This is a genomic window from Pseudomonas sp. ABa2 (assembly GCF_056676075.1).
The window spans coordinates 1,887,308-1,910,056 of sequence record NZ_CM155239.1 but is presented as its reverse complement, the minus strand read 5'-3'; the positions used below and the strand labels follow the sequence as shown (position 1 = coordinate 1,910,056).

Sequence of the window (22,749 nt, the reverse complement as noted above, 5' to 3'; positions counted from 1 at the left end):
CGACACTGCGACTCTACTGTGTTCTACCCGGTAGCTGACAAGCACCGGGAGAAAAATCATCGGAAAAAAATTCGGACAATTGTACACAATTCAACCAATCAATGCACCAGAGTTGTATGACCACCCCTTTTCGGGCTCAGCCGGGGGCAAGCGACGAACGGCGGGCCGGCTCAAATTCTTTCCTTATATAGCCGGCATTTCTCAGGCCATTACCGGCTAACCAGGCATAGCCCCCTGTCCGGCGACCTCGATCGCGATGCCGAGCACGGCGTCACACAAAATCCTATCTATTTGTTTTAAATGAATTTCCTAAAAATCGGCGACGGCCATTGTCGCCAATTACACCCGTTCTCGCGGCGAAATTGGCCCATGGTTCGATTTGTGCAACATTAAAAACATTAATTGCATTTTTTGTATACAACAGCATAATCGCGCCTGAGTGACTTCTTGACCGCTCGGTCAACAACTTAGCCAGGAAGCACCGCGAACGCACCGCCTGCCTCAGAGAGCCGCTGTCCTCGCGCAAGGCTCTGGGCGGTACACAACAAGAGAGATGAGGAGTACCCGCTGTGGAAAGCGTCAAACAAGAACAACACGCGTCTCAACTGGCAAGAACCGGTCTGCTCGACCGTTTCTTCAAGCTGACCGAGCACCGCACCACCATCAAAACCGAGTTGCTGGCCGGCCTGACGACCTTCGTCACCATGGCCTACATCATCTTCGTCAACCCCAACATCATGGCCGGTGCCGGCGTCGACCACGGCGCGGCCTTCGTCGCCACCTGCATCGGCGCGGCGCTGGGCTGCTTCCTCATGGGCCTGTACGCCAACTGGCCGGTGGGCCTGGCACCGGGCATGGGCCTCAACGCCTTCTTCACCTACACCGTGGTCGGCGAGATGGGCTACAGCTGGCAGATCGCCCTCGGCGCGGTGTTCATCTCCGGCGTGCTGTTCATGATCATGAGCCTGTCGAAGATCCGCGAGTGGCTGCTCAACAGCATCCCCATGAGCCTGCGCTTCGCCATGGGCGCCGGGGTCGGCCTGTTCCTCGGCCTGATCGGCCTGAAGACCGCCGGCATAGTCGTCGACAGCCCGGCCACCCTGCTGACCATGGGCTCGTTCGGTAACCCCAACGCCCTGCTCGCCGCCGTGTGCTTTCTGCTGATCGCCGTGCTCAGCCACCGCAACGTGTTCGGCGCCATCCTCTTCAGCATGCTCGGCGTCACCGCGCTGGGCTGGGCCCTGGGTCTGGTGGAGTACGGCGGCCTGGTGTCGATGCCGCCGAGCCTGGCGCCGACCTTCCTGGCCATGGACATCGCCGGGGCCTTCAACGTGGCCATGATCAGCGTGATCCTCGCCTTCCTCTTCGTGAACATGTTCGACACCGCCGGCACCCTGATGGGCGTGGCCCACCGCGCCAACCTGGTGGACGAAGACGGCAAGATCCAGAACCTTTCGCGCGCACTCAAGGCCGACTCCACCTCCAGCGTGGTCGGCGCCGTGGTCGGCTGCCCGCCGGTGACCAGCTACGTGGAGAGCGCCTCGGGCGTGGCCGCTGGCGGCCGCACCGGTTTGACCGCCGTGGCCGTGGGCGTGCTGTTCCTCGCGGCGATGTTCTTCGCCCCGCTGGCCGGCATGATCCCCGCCTACGCCACCGCCGGCGCGCTGATCTACGTGGCGATGCTGATGATGAGCGGCATGGCCCATATCGACTGGAAGGACCACACCGACACCATCCCGGCCATCGTCACCGTGGTGATGATGCCGCTGACCTTCTCCATCGCCAACGGCATCGCCCTGGGCTTCCTCACCTACGCCACGCTGAAGCTGCTGACCGGCCAGCGCGACAAGGTCTCGCTGAGCCTGTACGTGCTGTGCGTAATCTTTATCGCCAAGTTCGCCTTCCTCTGACGGCAACCTGGTGTTGATCGAAGCCCCGGCCATGTGCCGGGGCTTTTCGTTTGGCCATTGGCGTCGGGACGCGCAGCCTCGGCGCGCCCCGCAAGCATGTCGCGCAGCCTTTCGCGGATTGCATCCGGGCCTGGCACAGGCAGCGATAGCCCGGTAGGGTGCGGCTCCCCCACTGGAGGCCGACCAGGCGGCCTAGCGACAAGCGCTATGCTGGGTTACCCGGCGCTCGGGTGACGCGGCGATCCCCATGACACTCCCAGCGCCGCTAGCCCACAAAAGCGACCAGCAACTCAGCCCTGCAACGCGGGCAAAAAAAGCCCGCAGTGTGAGCGGGCCTAAGGACTCGAACGAGTCTGAGGGTGACAAGCATTCGTCTGACGGGCAGTTGGCCCGCCAGTCACTCAGCTACCGCGGTAGGTGGAGTAGCTGTAGGGGGAAATCAGAAGCGGCACGTGGTAGTGCTCCTGGCCGGCGTCGATGCCGAAGCGCAGCACCACTACATCGAGGAACGCCGTATCCGGCAGCTTCACGCCACGGGCGCGGTAGTAGTCGCCGGCGTGGAAGTGCAGCTGGTAGACGCCCGTGCGGTAGTCTTCGCCCTGCAGCACCGGCGCATCGCAACGGCCGTCGTGGTTGGTGGTAACGCTGTTGATCAGCTCCAGCTGCGCGCCTTCGACGCGGTACAGCTCGACCTTGATGTCACTCCCCGGACAACCGTGCGCGGCGTCCAGTACATGCGTAGTCAATCGTCCCATGGCTCTCGGGCGCCCGTCGCGGCCTGCGGCTACACGGACACCACACCTCCTCTACTCTGTTGAAATCGGCTCGTCGCAGTGCTCCGACGCTCTGGCAGGATAGCACGCAGAGCGAACATAAAACACTTTACACAAAAATTGTACACAATAAATCCAGCAAAAAGCCCGACCTGACAACCGGATCGTTCGCGCCCCATCGGCATGCAACTCAGCAGCCACACCAGCAGCGGAGCACATAGCTGACCAATCAGGCAAGTTTCTTGCTTGCTCGACCAGGGAAGAAAATGACGAAAAGTCGATTTACAAACGGCAACTAACTTTGTATACAATTAGCCATCCCGGTCGCGCAGCCTTCCGATCCCGAGGCGCGCAGTGACCGCAACGTTCCAGATAGGAAGACTGCAGTGAGCGCTGATTACCCACGCGATTTGATCGGCTACGGCGACACCCCTCCGCATCCGCACTGGCCGGGCGATGCCCGCATCGCCCTGTCCTTCGTGCTCAACTACGAGGAAGGTGGCGAGCGCAACATCCTCCATGGCGACAAGGAATCCGAGGCCTTTCTCTCCGAGATGGTCGCCGCCCAGCCGCTGCAGGGCCAGCGCAACCTGTGCATGGAGTCGCTCTACGAGTACGGCAGCCGCGCCGGCGTGTGGCGCCTGCTCAACCTGTTCAAGAAACACGACATTCCGCTGACCGTGTTCGCCGTGGCCATGGCCGCCCAGCGTCATCCCGAGGCGATCCGCCAGATGGTCGCCGCCGGTCACGAGATCTGCAGCCACGGCTACCGCTGGATCGATTACCAGAACATGGACGAGGCCACCGAGCGCGAGCACATGCTCGAGGCCATCCGCATCCTCACCGAGCTGACCGGCGAGCGCCCGCTGGGCTGGTACACCGGCCGCCTGGGCCCGAACACCCGGCGCATCGTGCGCGAGGAAGGCGGTTTCCTCTACGACTCCGACACCTACGACGACGACCTGCCCTACTGGGACCCGGCCAGCACTGCGGAGAAGCCGCACCTGGTGATCCCCTACACCCTGGACACCAACGACATGCGCTTTACCCAGGTGCAGGGCTTCAACAAGGGCGACGACTTCTTCGAATACCTCAAGGACGCCTTCGACGTGCTCTACGCCGAGGGCGAGGCCGGCGCACCGAAGATGCTGTCGATCGGCATGCACTGCCGCCTGCTCGGCCGCCCGGCGCGCCTGGCTTCGCTGGCACGCTTCCTCGACTACGTGAAGAGCCACGACAAGGTCTGGTGCGCCCGCCGCGTCGACATCGCCAAGCACTGGCACGCCACCCACCCCTTCCGTGCGACCGCCGAACAAGAGAGCAGCAAATGAGCCGTTTCCAGACCCTGACCCCGTCCCAGCTGAGCCGCGACGCCTTCGTTGCCGCCTTCGCCGACATCTACGAGCACTCGCCCTGGGTCGCCGAGAAGGCCTACGATCTCGGCCTTGACGCATCCGTCGACGAGATCGACGGCCTGCAGCAGCGCATGGCCGACATCCTTCTGTCCGCCAGCCACGAGGCCCAGTTGGCACTGATCAACGCGCACCCGGACCTGGCCGGCAAGGCTGCCGTGCGCGGCGAACTGACCGCCTCCAGCACCGCCGAACAGTCCGGCGCCGGCATCCACGAATGCACCGCCGAGGAGTTCGCCCGTTTCACCGAACTCAACGACGCCTACAAGGCCAAGTTCGGCTTCCCCTTCATCAAGGCCGTCAAGGGCAGCAACCGCCACCAGATCCTGGCCGCCTTCGAAGAGCGTATCCACAACACGCCGGAGCAGGAATTCGCCACCGCCCTGGCCGAGATCAACAAGATCGCCATGTTCCGCCTGCAGCAGCTGTAAGGCCGCAGTCCCATTCAACCGAGCAGAACAAGTAGAACAGCCATGCGTAGCCTGACCATCGAGCCCCTGAGCAAAGAAGCCTTCGCCCCCTTCGGTGACGTGATCGAAACCGAGGGCAGCGACTTCTTCATGATCAACAACGGCTCCACCCGCCGCTATCACAAGCTGGCCACGGTGGAGACCGCGCAGCCGGAGGATCGGGCCATCATCAGCATCTTCAGCGCCGAGGCGCTGCAGATGCCCTTGACCATCCGCATGCTGGAACGCCATCCGCTGGGCAGCCAGGCCTTCATTCCGCTGCTCGGCAACCCCTTTCTGATCGTGGTCGCGCCAGTTGGCGATGTACCTGTATCAGGGTCCGTCCGTGCCTTCCTCAGCAATGGCAGGCAGGGCGTCAATTACCATCGCGGCGTCTGGCACCACCCGGTGCTGACGATCGAAAAGCGGGATGACTTCCTGGTGGTTGATCGCAGTGGTTCCGGCAACAACTGCGATGAGCATTTCTTCAATGAGGACGAGCTCCTTCTCCTCAACCCCCACCAATAAGAGAAGCCCGGGGCTGGCGTGCCTCCCCCGGGAAAGAGGTACAGATCGTGGAAGCACATTTCACCGAATGGCTAAACCTGGGCATCCGCTGGATCCATATGATCACCGGCATCGCCTGGATCGGCGCATCCTTCTATTTCGTCTGGTTGGAGAACAACCTCAACCGTAGCAATCCCCGCGAGGGCCTGTCGGGCGACCTCTGGGCGATTCACGGCGGCGGCATCTACCACCTGGAAAAGTACAAGCTGGCTCCGCCGAAAATGCCGGAGAACCTGCACTGGTTCAAATGGGAGGCCTACGCCACCTGGCTGTCGGGCATCGCCCTGATGCTGGTGGTGTACTACCTCAACCCCAGCCTGTACCTGATCAAGCCGGGCGTCGAGCTGGCACCGGCCATGGGCATCGTCATCGGCTTCGGCTCGATGATCGCCGGCTACGTGATCTATCACTTCCTGTGTGATTCGCCGCTGGGCAAGCGCCCGGCCCTGCTCGGCGCCGTGCTGTTCGTGCTGATCATCGCCGCCGCCTATGGCTTCAGCCAGATCTTCAGCGGCCGCGCTGCGTACATCCATGTCGGCGCCATCATCGGCACCATCATGGTCGGCAACGTGTTCTTCACCATCATGCCGGCCCAGCGCGCGCTGGTTAAGGCGATCGAAGACAACACCACGCCCGATCCGACCCTGCCGGCCAAGGGCCTGCTGCGCTCGCGCCACAACAACTACTTCACCCTGCCGGTGCTGTTCATCATGATCAGCAACCACTTCCCGAGCACCTACGGCAGCCAGTACAACTGGCTGATCCTGGCCGGTATCGCGATCCTGGCCGTGCTGGTGCGTCACTACTTCAACACCCGCCACGACAGCAGCAAGTACGTCTGGACTCTGCCGGCCGCGGCGCTGGGCATGATCTGCCTGGCCTACGTCACCGCCCCGGTACGTCAGGCGCCGACCGCCGCACCGGTGGCCGTGGTCGAACAGGCCGCCAGCGAAACCCTGGCCAAGGTCGAGGAAGTGAGCGAAGCCGCCCCCGCAGCGCCCGCCGCCAGCGAAAGCACCGCAGCCGCCGCAACCGCCAGCACTGGCAGCGCCGACTTCGCCAAGGTCGAGAACGTGATCCACGAGCGCTGCACCGTCTGCCACTCGGCCACCCCGAGCAGCCCGATGTTCAGCACCGCGCCGGCCGGTTTCATGCTCGACACCCCCGAGCAGATGAAGGCGCAGGCGGCCAAGATCCATGCGCAGACCGTGGCCACGCAGATCATGCCGCTGGGCAACATCACCCAGATGACCCAGGACGAGCGCGATTTGATCGGCAGCTGGATCGCCCAGGGCGCCCAGACCAACTGATTGCCACACATGCCGCGCCCGTGACTGGGCGCGGCATTTTTTTAGGCGATGTCCCTGTTAGCTGTGGCTAACCAGAGCAGGCTCGGTGGCCTTGTAGGGCGGGCCGGGCGGCGATCCGCTTTAGCCCACGCTGACCACCGTTGGTGGGCTAAAGCCCACCCTACGCCCCTGCTTCGCGCGGAAGCGACTCAACCGCCAACCCGAAACTCCGCCGAACCGCCGAACCGCCGGCAGCGCAAGCTGACCGGCGGTTCAGTTTTTGTGCACAATCCATAAATAAATTGTTTTTAACCATGTCCACAAGTTGTATAGTCGGCACATTCTGACCGATTGGACAGTTTTCCTTCGAGCAGAGCAGAGGTGCCGTGAAGCCTCGTGTAAGCCCATGACCATATAAAAACAACTGGCAGGCTATGACATGACCACAGACCGCAACACCCAAGCCCCAGCTGCGCCTTCCGGCAACAGCGACCTGATCTACCAGCTGGACGACACCCCAGCCTTCGCCCCTGCCATCTTCGCGGCGCTGCAGCATGTGCTGGCCAGCTTCGTCGGCATCATCACCCCCACCCTGATCGTCGGCAGCGCCCTCGGCCTCGGCGCCCACGTGCCCTACCTGGTGAGCATGGCGCTGTTCGTCTCCGGCCTCGGCACCTTCGTCCAGGCCAAGCGCATCGGCCCGATCGGCTCCGGCCTGCTGTGCCTGCAGGGCACCAGCTTCGGCTTTCTCAGCGTGGTGCTCAGCGCCGGCTTCATCGTCAAGGGCCGCGGCGCCAGCGAGGAGGAGATACTCGCCACGCTGTTCGGCATCTGCTTCTGCGCCGCCTTCGTCGAGATCGCCTTCAGCCAGTTCATCAACAAGCTGCGCAAGGTAATCACCCCGGTTGTCACCGGCACCATCATCTGCCTGATGGGCCTGTCGCTGATCAAGGTGGGCATGACCGACCTGGCCGGCGGCTACGGTGCGCCGGACCTCGGCGCCCTGCATCACCTGGCCCTCGGCGGCCTGGTGCTGGGCACCATCGTCCTGCTCAACCGCGCCTCCTCGCAGGTGCTGCGCCTGTCGGCGGTGATCATCGGCCTGGCCCTGGGCTTCGCGGTGGCCTGGTTCACCGGCCGGGTGGACTTCGCCAACATGGCCGAGGTGCCGCTGATCAGCGTGCCGCAACCGTTCAAGTACGGCTTCGGCTTCGACTGGATCGCCTTCGTGCCGATCGCGGTGATCTTCCTGATCACCCCGCTGGAGACCGCCGGCGACCTGACCGCCAACTCGATCATCTCCAAGCAGCCGGTCAAGGGCCCGCTGTACATGCGCCGGATCAAGTCCGGGGTGCTGGCCGACGGCTGCAACTCGGCGGTCGCCGCCATGTTCAACAGCCTGCCGATGACCACCTTCAGCCAGAACAACGGGGTGATCCAGCTCACCGGCGTGGCCAGCCGCCACGTGGGCTTCTACATCGCCGGCATCCTGGTGCTGCTCGGCCTGTTCCCGGTGGTCGGCGCGGTGCTGCAGCTGATGCCCAAGCCGGTGCTCGGTGGCGCCACCCTGATCATGTTCGGCACCGTCGCCGTGGCCGGCATCAAGATCCTCAGCGAAGCCGGCCTGCACCGCCGCAACGTGTTGATCGTGGCCATCTCCCTGGGCCTGGGCCTGGGCGTGGCCGGCGTGCCGGACGTGCTGTCGCACATGCCGGACGTGCTGAAGAACATCTTCGGCTCGCCGATCACCATCGGCGCCTTCAGCGCCATCGTGCTGAACATCTTCCTGCCCGACGAGACCCACGAGGTCGAGGAAGACGACTACGACCCCGAGGCGCACCTGCACACCGTGCTGCAGAACCGCCAGGACGACGAGGCCGTCGACGACGGCAGCCTCAAGACCCTCAGCCGCGACCTTACCCCGGACGCGCGACCGAGCTGACCGCCAACCTCGCTTCCCCTCCCGGCGGCGCGCCGCCGGGAGCTACCTGCTTGCACTCCAACAATAAGGAAAATCCATGAAACTCAAGCATCTGCCCCACTGCCTCGCCCTCTCCGCCGGACTGTTCTCCGGCCAGCAGGCGCTCGCCGGCGACCTGCTCTACTGGCAGGACAACAGCCTGTCCTACCTGTACGGCGAAAATTTCCAGCGCATGAACTTCAATGGCGAGGAGCAGCGCACCCAGACCACCTTCACCTTCGAGCACGCCAGCGGCTGGGCCTGGGGCGACGTGTTCTACTTCCTCGACTACATCCGCGCCGACAACGTGCAGTCGCGCGGCAGCTTCGACAACGGCACCTTCCGCCAGCACAACAAGGATTCCTTCTACTACATGGAGTTCTCCCCGCGCGTCAGCCTCAGCTGGCTGACCGGGCAGAAGCTGGCCGCCGGCCCGATCAAGGACGTCTACGCCGCCTTCACCTACGAAAAAGGCGAAGGCGGCCCCGGCCCGGAGAACTACCTGTACGGCGTCGGCCTGGACTGGGACGTGCCCGGTTTCGCCTTCTTCAAGACCAACCTGTACCGGGTGAAGATCAACAACCACACCTTCTTCGCCGACAGCGACAGCAACGGCTACGCCACCCAGCTGACCGTCTCCGCCGCCTACCCCTTCAGCGTCGGCCAGCAGGACTTTTTGGTCGACGGCTTCGTTGACTGGCGCTCGCCGTCCAGCGATGCCGGCACCCAGACCTCGGTGGGCTCCTCGATCCAGGTCAAGTGGGACGCCGGCAAGGCCCTGTTCGGCAAGGAGCGCCAGCTCTACGTCGGCACCGAAGTGAACATGTGGCACAACAAGTACGGAGTGAAGCCGGTGGACGGTTCCACCGACGGCTTCGACCAGACCGCCGTGCAGGCACTGGTCAAGTACCACTTCTGACCGCTGCCACACCGCACTTGGCCGACGTCGGGTAGGGACGACGGCCGGGTAAAAAGGGGGATGGGCCTTGCGCCCGTCCCCCTTTTTCTTTGCGCCGAGCGCAAGGGGCGCACGGAGCAGCGCCTTTACCAAACCGGCTTCACCCCCGCACCAACCGAGCGCTCATGAACCAGGCCCAGCACCGCATCGGTGCAGGATCGAGCCGCCCTATCCGGCTTCTCCATCAATGCTTTGCAAGCATACAACTGACCAGCAGGTCAAGTTTTTGCACACAATAAATATGTTTTTTGTGTGCAATTTGTCAGAAAGCCATATTCAGCGGCGCGTTTTATGTGTACAAGGCAATCAGGTTCCTACCGAAATTCTGCCGAAACGGCTGTATACACAAGATCGGCCGAACGGCGTCTACAAAAACGGAACGGAACCTGCAGACAAATCTCCTCATACGCCGCCAAGGCGCAAGAACAAAACTGGGAGCTGTCCATGTCCAACGCCGAAGAATTCCGCATCAAGCACATCGATACCTCGCTGCACAACGAGGACCTCGCCCCGCTCGCCCCGGAGAAACGCAAATGGGGCTGGTTCGAGATCTTCAACGTCTGGTCCAACGACATCCAGAGCCTGTTCGGCTACACCCTGGCCGCCACCCTGTTCATCTCCTACGGGCTCAACGGCTGGGCGGTGCTGGCCGGCATCGTCCTCGCCGGTTTCATCGTCATGGGCCTGGTGCAGCTGACCGGCAAGCCGAGCGTGAAGTACGGCATTCCCTTCCCGGTGTTCGCCCGTGCCAGCATGGGCGTGCGCGGCGCCAACTTCCCGGCCCTGGTCCGCGGCATAGTCGCGATCTTCTGGTACGGCGTGCAGACCTACTTCGCCTCCACCGCGGTGGCGCTGCTGCTCAACTCGCTGCTGCAGCCCGAGGCGCCGGCCACCTTCCTCGGCATGACCGCCATCGGCTGGCTGTCCTACCTGATCGTCTGCGTGTTCCAGGTGGCGCTGTTCATCCGCGGCATCGACTGGATCACCAAGTTCCTCAACTGGGCCGGGCCGCTGGTCTACGTGGTGATGATCGCGTTGATGGCGATGATCTGGTACCAGGCCGGCCCCAGCCTGCTCGGCGAGCTGGGCAACATCTTCGACGGCAGCGGCGAGTATGCCGCCGGCCCGGTAGCCGCCTTCTTCGCCGTGGTCGGCACCATGGTCGCCTACTTCGCCGCGGTGGTGATCAACTACGGCGACTTCGCCCGCTTCGTCAAAAGCGAAAAGCAGATGACCGTCGGCAACTTCCTCGGCCTGCCGGTGAGCCTGGCGTTCTTCTCGCTGATCGCCCTGGTGATCACCGCTGGCACCGTGGTGGTGTTCGGCGAGACGCTGACCAACCCCACCGACATCGTCGCGCGGGTGGACAACCTGAGCCTGACCATCATCGCCGCGCTGACCTTCTTCGCCGCGACCGTGGGCATCAACCTGGTGGCCAACTTCATCCCGCCGGCCTACGACCTGGCCAACCTGGCGCCGGCGCATATCAGCGCACGCACCGGCGGCTTCATCACCGCGGCCATCGCCTTCTTCATCGGCGCGCTGTGGGTGGCCTTCATCAGCAACGTCGGCATCGCCGCCTTCGTCGACACCCTGGGCGCCGTGCTGGCGCCGCTGTACGGCATCATCGTCGCCGACTACTACCTGGTGCGCCGCGGCAAGCTCGACCTGCAGCAGCTGTTCAGCGCCGAGGTCGGTTCGGCCTACTACTTCGACGGCGGCTGGAACCGCAAGGCGCTGATCGCCTTCGCGGTGGCCTCGGTGTTCTCCGTCGCCTCGGTATGGACCCCGGGCCTGAGCCAGCTGTCCGGCTACGCCTGGATCTTCGGCGCACTGCTCGGCGCGGCCCTGCACTACGGGCTGATGCGTGGCCAGGCCCAGGCGGTGAAGCGCGCCAGCGCTGTCGTCTGAAGCCTCACGGGGTGGACGAAGCCGGCGCCCGTGCGCCGGCTTTGGCTTTCTGGCGTTCGAGAAAGTCCACCTTCCACTGCTCCAGGCCGATGTACTCGCTGTCCAGATTGGCCTCGACCCGGTGCTTGTCCTTCAGCGCCGCGACCTGCGCCGCGCGCTCGCCGAGAAAACGGTCGAAGCGCGCGATCAGCTCGGGCTGGCGAGCGCTCGACAGATGGAAGCTGCCGCGGGTGTGCGGCAGCTTGGGGTCGAACACCAGGGCGCCGGGGCGGGCGCGGATGTTATCGAGGTAATGGGTCGCCACCACCACGTTGAAGTAGGCGCCGTCGGTGTCCTGCTTCAGCGCCTGGCGAATCATCTGGCGCAGGTCGTCGCTGTAGCTCAGGCGGATCTGCCCGCTGTCGATGCGCTGCTCGTAACCGCGCGGCGTCCAGCCCTGCACCATGGCCAGGCGAGCGATGCCCTCCAGCGCCTGGCCTTGGCGCTGCGGCGCCACCAGCACGCCGTCGACGTAATCGACCACCGCCTGACTGTAGTGCAGGGTCATGCCGGCCTTCTGCGCCTGCGCCCAGTGCGGGCTGTCCGGGTACTTGAAATCGATCTCGCCGCGCTGCATCGCCGGCAACAGCTGCTCCACCGGCAGCGCCTTGTAACTCAGGCTGATACCGCTGTCGGCGGCGAAGGCATCCAGCACCTCGCGGGCGAAACCGCGGTAGTCGCCCTGGGCGTCGAGGCTGTAGTGCGGGGCGAACGGCAGATCCTCGACGCCGATCACATAGCTTTGCGCCAGGGCAGTGGGCGTCAGCAGAACGGCAGACAGCAGACACAGTGGTACGGGCTTCATTGCAAGCCTCCTTATTGTTGTTCTGGGAATCCGGTCAGGCGGCTCAGCCGCCGGTCATGCTCATAAAGCGCACCACCTGCACCTGCTCGTCGCTGGCGAAGTGGTGCCGCTCGGGTTTCAGGCGCAGCGCCTCGATCAGTGCCTGGCGCAGGCGCGCGCCGTCGCCGGGGTGGGCGCGCAGCAGACGCTTGAGGTCCAGCGCGTTGTCGTGGCCGAGGCAGAGCACCAGCTTGCCCTCGGCGGTGACCCGCACGCGGTTGCAGTCGCCGCAGAAGTTGTGGCTGTGCGGGGAGATAAAACCGACCCGCGTCTCGCTGCCGACCACCTGCCAGTAGCGCGACGGCCCGCCGGTGACCTGGCTGCTGCGCACCAGCGCATGGCGCTGCTCGATGCGCGCGCGCACCTCGTCGCTGGAGCAGAAGGTCTGCTCGCGCCTGTGACTGACCACGCTGCCCAGCGGCATTTCCTCGATAAAGCTGATGTCCAGGCCGCGGGCGATGGCGAACTCGACCAGATCGAGTACCTCGTCGTCGTTGCGCCCGCGCTGCACCACGCTGTTGAGCTTGATCCGCTCGAAACCGGCGGCGCGCGCCGCGTCGATGCCGGCCAGCACCTGGTCGAGCTTGTCGCGCCGGGTGAGGGCGGCGAAACGCTCGCGCTTGAGCGAATCCAGGCTGACGTTCAGGCGGCGCACACCAGCCGCGCGCAGCTGCGGCGCCAGCTCGGCCAGCTGCGTGCCGTTGGTGGTGATCGCCAGGTCGTCCAGCTCCGCGCGCGCGCCCAGGCGCTGCAGCAGGCTCAGCAGGTTCTTGCGCACCAGCGGTTCGCCGCCGGTGATGCGCACGCGCCGCACCCCGAGACCGATAAAGGCGTCGGCCACGGCGTAGAGTTCTTCCAGGCTGAGAATCTGCTGGCGCGGGGCGAAGACCATGTCCTCGCTCATGCAGTAGGTGCAGCGAAAGTCGCAGCGGTCGGTGACCGACAGCCGCAGGTAGGTGATGCGCCGGCCGAAGGGGTCGACGAGTTGGGTCGTATGCACAGCCGGTCTCCTGCAGCGTCGCGCGCCGAGACTTTTTGTTATGGATATCGCTGACAGGGATAGAAACAGAAAAGCGATTTTTTGTATACAGGAATTTGACCCATGGGTCAGATAGCCGCTGTGCGGCCCGTGGCGGCTGGCTTGAGCCCCGCGCAAGGCCGGTGCTACCATGCCCGACCGCCGCCCGGCGGCTGAGCAGATCACAGGGCCTTATGACCAGCATTCGCGAACGAAACAAAGAGCTGATCCTGCGCGCGGCCAGCGAAGAGTTCGCCGACAAGGGCTTCGCCGCCACCAAGACCAGCGACATTGCGGCCAAGGCAGGCCTGCCCAAGCCCAACGTCTACTACTACTTCAAGTCCAAGGAAAACCTCTACCGCGAGGTGTTGGAGAGCATCATCGAGCCGCTGCTGGCCGCCTCCGCGCCGTTCAACCAGGCGGGCCACCCGAGCGAGGTGCTGACCGCCTACATCCGCTCGAAGATCCGCATCTCCCGCGAGCTGCCTTACGCCTCCAAGGTATTCGCCAGCGAGATCATGCACGGCGCGCCGCACCTGTCGCCGGAGCAGACCGAGCAGCTCAATGCCCAGGCCAAGCACAACATCGCCTGCATCCAGCGTTGGGTCGACCAGGGCCTGATGGCGCAGGTCGACCCGCACCACCTGCTGTTCAGCATCTGGGCCGCGACCCAGACCTATGCCGACTTCGACTGGCAGATCTCCACCGTCACCGGCAAGGCCAGCCTGGACGACGCCGACTACGAAGCCGCGGCGCAGACCATCATCCGCCTGGTGCTCAAGGGGTGCGAAGTGGCTCCGGCGCCGTCCACGGCTTCCGAGCTGGTGAGCAGCGTCTAAGCGGCTGACCGCAGCAGGGTGCGCCGTGCGTACCGAGTTAAAGAGATGTTCGGCAGCCTGCAGGACGGATCGCGCCTTACCGATCCACCGCTCTGGGGGATGTAAAAAGCGACATCCACCCTACGCAACGACCTGGAAACAGTGGGCGGCGCTTTAGCGGCGACGCCTCCAAGCCGCAGTCGCGGCCAAAGCCCCTCCCACAGTCGTAGCCCGCTCAATCCGGGCATAACGCGCACCGGCGCTAAAGCCGGTGCGCACGCCCCCCCTACGCCCCGGCATCCGCCTTCAGCCCCAGCGACTCCAGTGCGCTGACCGCACACTGCTCGTCGATATCCGAGGTGTCGCCGGTGATGCCGACGGCGCCGATCACTTCGCCGCGCTCGTCGCGGATCAGCACGCCGCCCGGCGCCGGCACCAGGCTGCCCTGGGCCAGGTTGTTCACCGCCCCGATAAAGGCCGGGCGCTGCTGCGCGTCGGCGGCGATCAGGCGCGAGCCCTTGCCCAGGGCCAGCGCGCCCCAGGCCTTGCCGATGGCGATCTGCGGGCGCAGCAGGCTGGCGCCGTCCTCGCGCTGCAGGCAGATCAGATGCCCGCCGGCATCCAGTACGGCGACGGTCAGCGGCGCCGCCTTTATCTCGCGGCCCACGGCCAGCGCGCGGTTACCGATGGCGTTGGCGGTTTGCAGGTTCAAGTGGCTCATGGTGATGACTCCTAAGTGACAAAGGGAACGAACACTCGAAGCACTACCGCTTGGCGTAAGGCGGTATGCCCCGAGCAATCCAAAGCTCGCCCTCACTATCCCACCAGAAACAAAAAATTCAACCACTACATACAATATTATTTTTTATTGTATACAGTTAGCGCGACACACCTCTTCGCCTGCACTGCCAACCCCGTCAAACGGGCGTTTCAAAAGAATTTGGCCCAGGCGACAGGCTGCACCGGAAAAATTGTTGACCGCGAAGTCATGGCCTGCATAGAATCCGAGCCAGGTGTTTTGTATACAATCTGATAACAAAAGAGGCACAAGATTATGGCCAGAATGAGAGCAATCGAGGCAGCCGTACTGGTGATGCGCCGCGAAGGCGTCGATACCGCGTTCGGCGTCCCCGGCGCTGCCATCAACCCCCTGTATGCCGCACTGAAGAAACTCGGTGGCATCGATCACGTCCTGGCCCGTCACGTCGAAGGCGCTTCGCACATGGCCGAGGGTTACACCCGCACCAATGCCGGCAACATCGGCGTGTGCATCGGCACCTCCGGCCCGGCCGGCACCGACATGGTCACCGGCCTGTACTCGGCGTCGGCCGACTCCATCCCGATTCTGTGCATCACCGGCCAGGCGCCGCGTGCGCGCATGCACAAGGAAGATTTCCAGGCGGTCGACATCACCAGCATCGTCGGCCCGGTAACCAAGTGGGCGACCACCGTGATGGAACCCGGCCAGGTGCCGCGCGCCTTCCAGCGCGCCTTCCAGGAAATGCGCAGCGGCCGTCCCGGCCCGGTGCTGATCGACCTGCCGTTCGACGTGCAGATGGCCGAGATCGAATTCGACATCGACGCCTACGAGCCGCTTCCGGTGGCCAAGCCGACCACCAGCCGCATCCAGGCCGAGAAAGCCATCGCCCTGCTCAACGAGGCCGAGCGCCCGCTGCTGGTCGCCGGTGGCGGCATCTTCAACGCCGACGCGGCGGACAAGCTGGTGGAATTCGCCGAGCTGACCGGCGTACCGGTGGTGCCGACCCTGATGGGCTGGGGCGCGATCCCCGACGACCATAAGCTGATGGTCGGCATGGTCGGCCTGCAGACTTCGCACCGCTACGGCAACGCCACCCTGCTCGCCTCCGACCTGGTGTTCGGCATCGGCAACCGCTGGGCCAACCGTCACACCGGTTCGGTGGAGGTCTACACCGAGGGCCGCAAGTTCATCCACGTCGACATCGAACCGACCCAGATCGGCCGCGTGTTCAACCCGGATCTGGGCATCGTCTCCGACGCCGGCGCCGCGCTGGACGCCTTCCTCGAAGTGGCCCGCGAGTGGCAGGCCGCCGGCAAGCTGAAGGACCGCAGCGCCTGGGTCGAAGCCTGCCGCGAGCGCAAGCGCACCCTGCAGCGCAAGACCCACTTCGACAACGTGCCGGCCAAGCCGCAGCGCGTCTACGAAGAGATGAACGAAGCCTTCGGCAAGGACACCTGCTACGTCAGCACCATCGGTCTGTCGCAGATCGCCGGCGCGCAGTTCCTCCACGTCTACAAGCCGCGCCACTGGATCAACTGCGGTCAGGCCGGCCCGCTGGGCTGGACCATTCCGGCGGCCCTCGGCGTGGTCAAGGCCGACCCGAACCGCAACGTGGTGGCGCTGTCCGGCGACTACGACTTCCAGTTCATGATCGAGGAGCTGGCCGTCGGCGCGCAGTTCAACCTGCCGTACATCCACGTGCTGGTGAACAACTCCTACCTGGGCCTGATCCGTCAGGCGCAGCGCGGCTTCGACATCGACTACTGCGTGCAGCTGGCGTTCGAGAACATCAACGCGCCGGAGCTCAACGGTTACGGCGTCGATCACGTCGCCGTGGTCGAGGGCCTGGGCTGCAAGGCGATCCGCGTGTTCGATCCGAACGAGCTGCAGAACGCCTTCGCCGAAGCCAAGCGCCTGATGGCCGAGCACCGCGTGCCGGTGGTGGTGGAGATCATCCTGGAGCGCGTCACCAACATCTCCATGGGCACCGAGATCAACGCCATCAACGAGTTCGAGGAACTGGCCGAGCGCGGCGTCGACGCGCCGACCGCCATCTCGCTGCTGGATTGATCCGTACGCCGGGTGTGCCACGCGCACCCGGCCACCACGGCGTAGCCCGGATGCAATCCGGGAAGACCGCAACACCGCCCCGGATTGCATCCGGGCTACGACAAGGAGCACACCATGCCCCGTTTTGCTGCCAACCTGTCCATGCTGTTCACCGAAGTGGACTTCCTGGACCGTTTTGCCGCCGCCGCCGAAGCCGGTTTCAGCGGCGTGGAATACCTCTTCCCCTATGACTTCCCGGTGGAAGAGATCAAGGCCCGCCTGGACGCCAACCAGCTCGAGCAGGTGCTGTTCAACCTGCCGGCCGGCGACTGGGGCAAGGGCGAGCGCGGCATCGCCTGCCACCCGGATCGCGTCGAGGAATTCCGCGCCGGCGTCGACCAGGCCATCGCCTACGCCAAGGTGCTGGGCAACAAGCAGATCAACTGCCTGGCCGGCATCCGCCCGCAGGGCCTGGACTGCGCGACCGTGGAAAAGACCTTCGTCGACAACCTGCGCTACGCGGCCGACAAGCTGGCCGGCGCCGGTATCCGCCTGGTCATGGAAGCCATCAACACCCGCGACATCCCCGGCTTCTACCTGAACAACACCAAGCAGGCCCTGGACATCCGCGACAAGGTCGGCAGCACCAACCTGTACCTGCAGTACGACATCTACCACATGCAGATCATGGAAGGTGACCTGGCCCGCACGGTTGAGAGCAACCTGGCCGCCATCAACCACGTGCAGCTGGCCGACAACCCGGGCCGCAATGAGCCGGGCACCGGCGAGATCAACTACCGCTTCCTCTTCGAGCACCTGGATCGCATCGGCTACCAGGGCTGGATCGGCTGTGAATACAAGCCGGCAACCACCACCGCTGCCGGCCTCGGCTGGATGAAAGCGCACAACGCAATCTGAGGAGACTCATCTCATGGCAAAAATCGGATTTATCGGCACCGGCATCATGGGCAAGCCCATGGCGCAGAACCTGCAGAAGGCCGGCCACACCCTGTTCTTCTCCGAGCACTTCGACAAGGCGCCGGCCGACCTGGTTGGCGACAACGGCATCGCCCTGGCCAACCCGAAGGAAGTGGCCCAGGAAGCCGAATTCATCATCGTCATGGTCCCGGACACCCCGCAGGTCGAAGACGTGCTGTTCCGCGACAACGGCATCGCCCAGGGCGTCGGCGCCGGCAAGGTGGTGATCGACATGAGCTCGATCTCCCCCACCGCCACCAAGGCCTTCGCCGAGAAGATCAAGGCCACCGGCGCCGCCTACCTGGACGCCCCGGTGTCCGGCGGCGAAGTCGGCGCCAAGGCCGCCACCCTGTCGATCATGGTCGGTGGCTGCCCGAACGCCTTCGAACGCGCCCTGCCGCTGTTCCAGGCCATGGGCAAGAACATCACCCGCGTCGGCGGCAATGGCGACGGCCAGACCGCCAAGGTGGCCAACCAGATCATCGTCGCGCTGAACATCCAGGCAGTCGCCGAAGCCCTGCTGTTCGCCGCCAAGAACGGCGCCGACCCGGCCAAGGTGCGTGAAGCGCTGATGGGCGGCTTCGCCGGCTCGAAGATCCTCGAAGTGCACGGCGAGCGCATGATCAAGGGCACCTTCGATCCGGGCTTCCGCATCAGCCTGCACCAGAAGGACCTCAACCTGGCGCTGTCCGGCGCCCGCGAGCTGGGCCTGAACCTGCCCAACACCGCCAACGCCCAGCAGGTGTTCAGCACCTGCGCGGCCCTCGGCGGCAGCGGCTGGGACCACTCCGCCCTGATCAAGGGTCTGGAGCATATGGCCAACTTCAATATCCGCGGCGAGTAAATCGCCGCACACGGCGCACGGTAGGGTGCGCCGTGCGCACCGATTGGCCGGGCGAGCCCCGGCACCCTTTCGACCTTCCTGGCAGGAGGTGTCACGGCCCGATTGCCAGGTCGGTCGATTCCACTCCCCAGGCGCTGCCACGCGGCGCCTGCGGACTGGAATCGATCCAGCACCACCCAAGAGCCTATTCAAAGTCTCGCGAGCTAGAGCCATGCAAGGCAAAAGCAGGCGAGGATGCGGAGTTTACGAGCTGTAAATGAGCAGTCCGAGCCTGCTTTTAACGCAGCAGGGCCGACGCGCAGCAGACTTTGAACAGGCTCTAAGAACAAGAGAACACTACCATGACCTTCGACCCGCAACGCCTGCTGCGCGACCTGTTCGCCACCGCCATCGCCGCCGCGCATCCGCGCCAGGTGCTGGCCGACCACCTGCCCGCCGACCGCAGCGGCCGCGTCATCGTCATCGGCGCCGGCAAGGCCGCCGCGGCCATGGCCGAGGTGATCGAGCAGGAGTGGCAGGGCGAGGTCAGCGGCCTGGTGGTGACCCGCTACGAGCACGGCGCCGATTGCAGGAAGATCGAAGTGGTGGAAGCCGCCCACCCGGTGCCGGACGATGCCGGCGAGCGCGTCGCCCGCCGCGTGCTGGAGCTGGTGTCGAACCTGGCCGAAGACGACCGGGTGATCTTCCTCCTCTCCGGCGGCGGCTCCTCGTTGCTGGCGCTGCCGGCCGAGGGCATCAGCCTTAAGGACAAGCAGGCGATCAACAAGGCGTTGCTCAAATCCGGCGCCACCATCGGCGAGATGAACTGCGTGCGCAAGCACCTCTCGGCGATCAAGGGCGGCCGTCTGGCCAAGGCCTGCTGGCCGGCCACCGTCTACACCTACGCCATCTCCGACGTGCCCGGCGACGAGGCCACAGTGATCGCCTCCGGCCCCACCGTGGGCGACCCGACCACCTCGGCCGAAGCCCTGGCGATTCTCGCCCGCTACGCCATCGACATCCCGACCAACGTGCGCGCCTGGCTGCAGGACCCGCGCTCGGAAACGGTCAAGCCGGGCGATCCGGTGCTCGCCCGCAGCCACTTCCAGCTGATCGCCACGCCGCAGCAATCGCTCGACGCCGCCGCCGCCAAGGCCGAAGCGGCCGGTCTGCCGGTGCTGATTCTCGGCGACCTGGAAGGCGAGTCGCGCGACGTGGCCAAGGTGCATGCCGGCATCGCCCGCCAGGTGCAGCTGCACGGCCAGCCGATCAAACCGCCGTGCGTGATCCTCTCCGGCGGCGAAACCACCGTCACCGTGCGCGGCAACGGTCGCGGCGGGCGCAACGCCGAATTCCTCCTCAGCCTCACCGATAGCCTCAAGGGCCTGCCCGGCGTCTACGCGCTGGCCGGCGACACCGACGGCATCGACGGCTCCGAAGACAACGCCGGCGCCATCATGACCCCCTACAGCCATGCCCGCGCCGGCATCAAGGGCCTGTCTGCCCGCGACGAACTGGACAACAACAACGGCTATGGCTACTTCGCCGCCCTCGACGAGCTGATAGTCACCGGGCCGACCCGTACCAACGTCAACGATTTCCGCGCCATTCTGATCCTTGAGAGCCCTGCCCAATGAACGCCGACAAGAAAGTGAAGATCCTCGCCACCCTCGGGCCGGCGATCCGCGACGCCGCGCATATCCGCCAGCTGGTGGAAGCCGGGGTCAACCTGTTCCGCCTCAACTTCAGCCACGGCGAGCACGCCGACCACGCCCAGCGTTACCAGTGGGTACGCCAGGTGGAGCGCGAGCTGGGCCAGCCCATCGGCATCCTCATGGACCTGCAGGGGCCGAAGCTGCGCGTCGGCCGCTTTGCCGACGGCAAGGTGCAACTGGTCAACGGCCAGAGCCTGCGCCTGGACCTGGACGCCACGCCCGGCGACGCCAGCCGGGTCAACCTGCCCCACCCGGAAATCATCGAAGCCCTGCAGCCGGGCATGAGCCTGCTGCTGGACGACGGCCGCCTGCGCCTGAAGGTGACCGCCAAGCAGGCCGATGCCGTAGACACCTGCGTCATCGCCGGTGGCGAGCTGTCCGACCGCAAGGGCGTCAACGTGCCCGAGGCCGTGCTGCAGCTGTCGCCGCTGACCGAGAAGGACCGCCGCGACCTGGCGTTCGGCCTGGAGCTGGGCGTGGACTGGGTAGCGCTGTCGTTCGTGCAGCGCCCCGATGACATAGTCGAGGCCCGTGAACTGATCCAGGGCAAGGCCTTCCTCATGGCCAAGATCGAGAAGCCCTCGGCGGTGCAGCATCTCGAAGAAATCGCCAAGCTGTGCGACGCCATCATGGTGGCGCGCGGCGACCTGGGCGTGGAAGTGCCGGCCGAGAACGTGCCGCGCATCCAGAAGGACATCGTGCGCACCTGCCGCCAACTGGGCCGCCCGGTGGTCGTCGCCACGCAAATGCTCGAATCCATGCGTTTCTCGCCGGCGCCGACCCGCGCCGAAGTCACCGACGTGGCCAACGCCGTGGCCGAAGGCGCCGATGCGGTGATGCTGTCGGCCGAGACCGCCTCCGGCGACTACCCGCTGGAAACCGTGCAGATGATGAGCAAGATCATCCGCCAGGTGGAGAACGGCCCGGACTACCAAAGCCAGCTCGACGTCGGCCGCCCGCAGGCCGAGGCCACCGCCAGCGACGCCATCAGCTGCGCCATTCGCCGCATCAGCGCGATCCTGCCGGTGGCGGCATTGGTCAACTACACCGAATCCGGCAGCTCCAGCCTGCGCGCCTCGCGCGAGCGGCCCAAGGCGCCGATCCTCAGCCTCACGCCGAGCCTGACCACCGCACGCCGCCTGACCGTGGCCTGGGGCATCTACTCGGTGGTCAACGAGCGCCTGCACAAGGTCGAGGAAGTCACCAGCACCGCACTGGAGATCGCCCAGGCCCAGGACATGGCCCAGCGCGGCGACACCGTGGTGATCACCGCCGGCGAACCCTTCGGCCAGCCCGGCAGCACCAACAGCCTGAGGATCGAAACCCTGCACTGAGCCGGCGGCGCTCAACGCAATACAGCACCGTAGCCCAGATGAAATCCGGGGAAATCCCCTGTTTCCCCGGCTTCATCCGCACTACACGCGGCCTTGTGGGAGCGGCTTCAGCCGCGAATGAATCCAGGAAGAACGCGCTCCCCGAGCCCCGCGCGGGCATAACCAGTTTGCAGGCGCCCATCGGGCGCCTCTTTTTGTTTCGAGTCCAGCATGTCGCCTCTCTCTTCCCAGCACGCCCTGCAAGGCCTGCGCGCCCTGCTTTGCGGCTTCGCCCAGATCTTCCTGCAGCAGCACCCCGGTTGCGGCCTGCTGGTGCTGCTGGCGATTGTGCTCGGCGCACCCGACCTGCTCGGCGGCGCGCTGCTCGGCGGCCTGGCCTCGATGCTGGTGGCGCAGCGCCGCGGCTACCCGCAGGCGGACATCGCCATCGGCCTGTACGGCTACAACGGCATCCTGCTCGGCCTGCTGCTCAGCCTGAAACTGGCCTGGACACCGCTGCTGCCGCTGCTGATCGTCGCCAGCGCCGGGCTCTCCAGCCTGCTGCTGGCCCCCTGGATGCGGCGCATGCGCCAGCATGGCTGGCTGCCGGCTTTCACCTTCCCGTTCGTCGTGCTGGGCTGGGCGCTGCTGGCCCTGGCCGCCCCGCTGGGCCTGCCGCCGGCAGCGCCAGCGCCGGCGCCCGGCACGCCCGAGCTGGCCGGCGTGGAGCTGCTGCTGGCGGTGCTGCGCGGCCTGGGCCAGGTGATCTTCCTCGACGCGCCGCTGGCCGGCCTCGCCCTGCTGCTCGGCCTGCTGCTGGCAGACCGCCGCGCCGCGCTGTGGGCCGTGCTGGGCTCGAGCGCCGGCTTCGCCCTCGCCCTGCTGCAGGGCTGGCCCAGCGACGGCGCCCTGGCCGGACTCTACGGCTACAACGCCAGCCTCGCCGCCATCGCCTTGGCCCAGGTGCAGCGCAACCCCATCGCGCCGCTGTGCGGCCTGCTGCTGGCCCTGCTGCTGCAACCGGGTTTCGCCGCTCTCGAAATACCGGCGCTGACCATGCCCTTTATCCTCGCCTGCTGGCTGGTCAAGGCCAGCGCGCAACGCTGGCGTCAGGCGGTGAAGGACAGTGCGCCGCGGCGCCAACCCTGAACAGTCTCGACCGG

19 protein-coding genes are annotated in these 22,749 nt (G+C 65.3%); 15 read left to right on the top strand and 4 right to left on the bottom strand.

Annotated features, from left to right (window positions below):
• Window positions 1-569: 569 nt before the first annotated feature.
• Window positions 570-1,910 (top strand): NCS2 family permease, encoded by a 1,341-nt coding sequence (locus AC1G9C_RS09435; RefSeq protein WP_021443268.1) that lies wholly within the window; start codon window positions 570-572, stop codon window positions 1,908-1,910.
• Window positions 1,911-2,311: 401 nt separating this feature from the next.
• Here the strand turns inward: AC1G9C_RS09435 and uraH are convergent, their stop codons facing one another.
• Window positions 2,312-2,665, bottom strand: coding sequence for a hydroxyisourate hydrolase (uraH, locus tag AC1G9C_RS09430; protein ID WP_021443269.1), 354 nt, complete (start codon window positions 2,663-2,665; stop codon window positions 2,312-2,314).
• A 404-nt stretch (window positions 2,666-3,069) separates the two neighbouring features.
• Here uraH and puuE point away from each other — a divergent pair, with 404 nt between their 5' ends.
• The 7 genes from puuE (at window position 3,070) to AC1G9C_RS09395 (ending at window position 11,229) form a co-directional block, all read left to right on the top strand.
• Window positions 3,070-4,014: an allantoinase PuuE gene (puuE, locus tag AC1G9C_RS09425; protein WP_122108382.1), complete on the top strand. Its 945-nt coding sequence runs from the start codon at window positions 3,070-3,072 to the stop codon at window positions 4,012-4,014.
• Window positions 4,011-4,526 carry a 2-oxo-4-hydroxy-4-carboxy-5-ureidoimidazoline decarboxylase gene (gene uraD, locus AC1G9C_RS09420; RefSeq protein ID WP_480410013.1) on the top strand — a complete coding sequence of 172 codons (516 nt, stop codon included), beginning with the start codon at window positions 4,011-4,013 and terminating at the stop codon, window positions 4,524-4,526. Before puuE ends, uraD begins: the two co-directional genes overlap by 4 nt.
• A 42-nt stretch (window positions 4,527-4,568) precedes the next feature.
• A complete protein-coding gene (locus AC1G9C_RS09415) occupies window positions 4,569-5,072 on the top strand; it encodes an ureidoglycolate lyase (protein ID WP_122108384.1) in 504 nt (167 codons plus the stop codon).
• Window positions 5,073-5,119: 47 nt separating this feature from the next.
• Window positions 5,120-6,421, top strand: a complete 1,302-nt coding sequence (locus AC1G9C_RS09410) for a urate hydroxylase PuuD (protein ID WP_480410012.1) — start codon at window positions 5,120-5,122, stop codon at window positions 6,419-6,421.
• A 418-nt stretch (window positions 6,422-6,839) separates the two neighbouring features.
• Window positions 6,840-8,342: a nucleobase:cation symporter-2 family protein gene (locus AC1G9C_RS09405; RefSeq protein ID WP_178082550.1), complete on the top strand. Its 1,503-nt coding sequence runs from the start codon at window positions 6,840-6,842 to the stop codon at window positions 8,340-8,342.
• A gap of 76 nt (window positions 8,343-8,418) precedes the next feature.
• Window positions 8,419-9,279 (top strand): outer membrane protein OmpK, encoded by an 861-nt coding sequence (locus AC1G9C_RS09400; RefSeq protein WP_480410011.1) that lies wholly within the window; start codon window positions 8,419-8,421, stop codon window positions 9,277-9,279.
• A gap of 483 nt (window positions 9,280-9,762) precedes the next feature.
• Entirely contained in the window at window positions 9,763-11,229 is a 1,467-nt protein-coding gene (locus tag AC1G9C_RS09395; protein WP_122108387.1) for an NCS1 family nucleobase:cation symporter-1, read from the top strand.
• A 4-nt stretch (window positions 11,230-11,233) separates the two neighbouring features.
• Here AC1G9C_RS09395 and AC1G9C_RS09390 read toward each other — a convergent pair whose 3' ends face one another.
• Window positions 11,234-12,073, bottom strand: coding sequence for a substrate-binding periplasmic protein (locus AC1G9C_RS09390; protein WP_480410010.1), 840 nt, complete (start codon window positions 12,071-12,073; stop codon window positions 11,234-11,236).
• 43 nt (window positions 12,074-12,116) lie between these two features.
• On the bottom strand, window positions 12,117-13,112 hold the full coding sequence (gene moaA / locus AC1G9C_RS09385) for a GTP 3',8-cyclase MoaA (RefSeq protein WP_480410009.1): 996 nt from the start codon (window positions 13,110-13,112) through the stop codon (window positions 12,117-12,119).
• A gap of 212 nt (window positions 13,113-13,324) precedes the next feature.
• On the opposite strand from moaA, the gene AC1G9C_RS09380 reads away from it, so the two are divergent.
• Complete coding sequence (locus AC1G9C_RS09380) at window positions 13,325-13,969, top strand: TetR/AcrR family transcriptional regulator (protein ID WP_021442613.1); 645 nt, start codon at window positions 13,325-13,327, stop codon at window positions 13,967-13,969.
• 265 nt (window positions 13,970-14,234) lie between these two features.
• On the opposite strand, the gene AC1G9C_RS09375 is transcribed toward AC1G9C_RS09380, so the two are convergent.
• Window positions 14,235-14,669, bottom strand: coding sequence for a GlcG/HbpS family heme-binding protein (locus AC1G9C_RS09375; protein ID WP_075748349.1), 435 nt, complete (start codon window positions 14,667-14,669; stop codon window positions 14,235-14,237).
• Window positions 14,670-15,002: 333 nt separating this feature from the next.
• Between AC1G9C_RS09375 and gcl the strand changes: the two genes are divergently transcribed.
• From gcl to AC1G9C_RS09345, 6 genes are all read left to right on the top strand, one after another.
• Window positions 15,003-16,778 (top strand): glyoxylate carboligase, encoded by a 1,776-nt coding sequence (gene gcl, locus AC1G9C_RS09370; RefSeq protein ID WP_031302778.1) that lies wholly within the window; start codon window positions 15,003-15,005, stop codon window positions 16,776-16,778.
• Between the two features lie 114 nt (window positions 16,779-16,892).
• Window positions 16,893-17,675, top strand: a complete 783-nt coding sequence (hyi, locus tag AC1G9C_RS09365) for a hydroxypyruvate isomerase (protein ID WP_397497360.1) — start codon at window positions 16,893-16,895, stop codon at window positions 17,673-17,675.
• A gap of 13 nt (window positions 17,676-17,688) precedes the next feature.
• Window positions 17,689-18,579 carry a 2-hydroxy-3-oxopropionate reductase gene (locus tag AC1G9C_RS09360; protein WP_195881394.1) on the top strand — a complete coding sequence of 297 codons (891 nt, stop codon included), beginning with the start codon at window positions 17,689-17,691 and terminating at the stop codon, window positions 18,577-18,579.
• 341 nt (window positions 18,580-18,920) lie between these two features.
• A complete protein-coding gene (locus tag AC1G9C_RS09355) occupies window positions 18,921-20,195 on the top strand; it encodes a glycerate kinase type-2 family protein (protein WP_480410008.1) in 1,275 nt (424 codons plus the stop codon).
• A complete protein-coding gene (gene pyk / locus AC1G9C_RS09350) occupies window positions 20,192-21,607 on the top strand; it encodes a pyruvate kinase (RefSeq protein WP_480410007.1) in 1,416 nt (471 codons plus the stop codon). Before AC1G9C_RS09355 ends, pyk begins: the two co-directional genes overlap by 4 nt.
• Before the next feature lie 210 nt (window positions 21,608-21,817).
• A complete protein-coding gene (locus tag AC1G9C_RS09345) occupies window positions 21,818-22,735 on the top strand; it encodes an urea transporter (RefSeq protein WP_480410006.1) in 918 nt (305 codons plus the stop codon).
• Window positions 22,736-22,749: the final 14 nt, after the last annotated feature.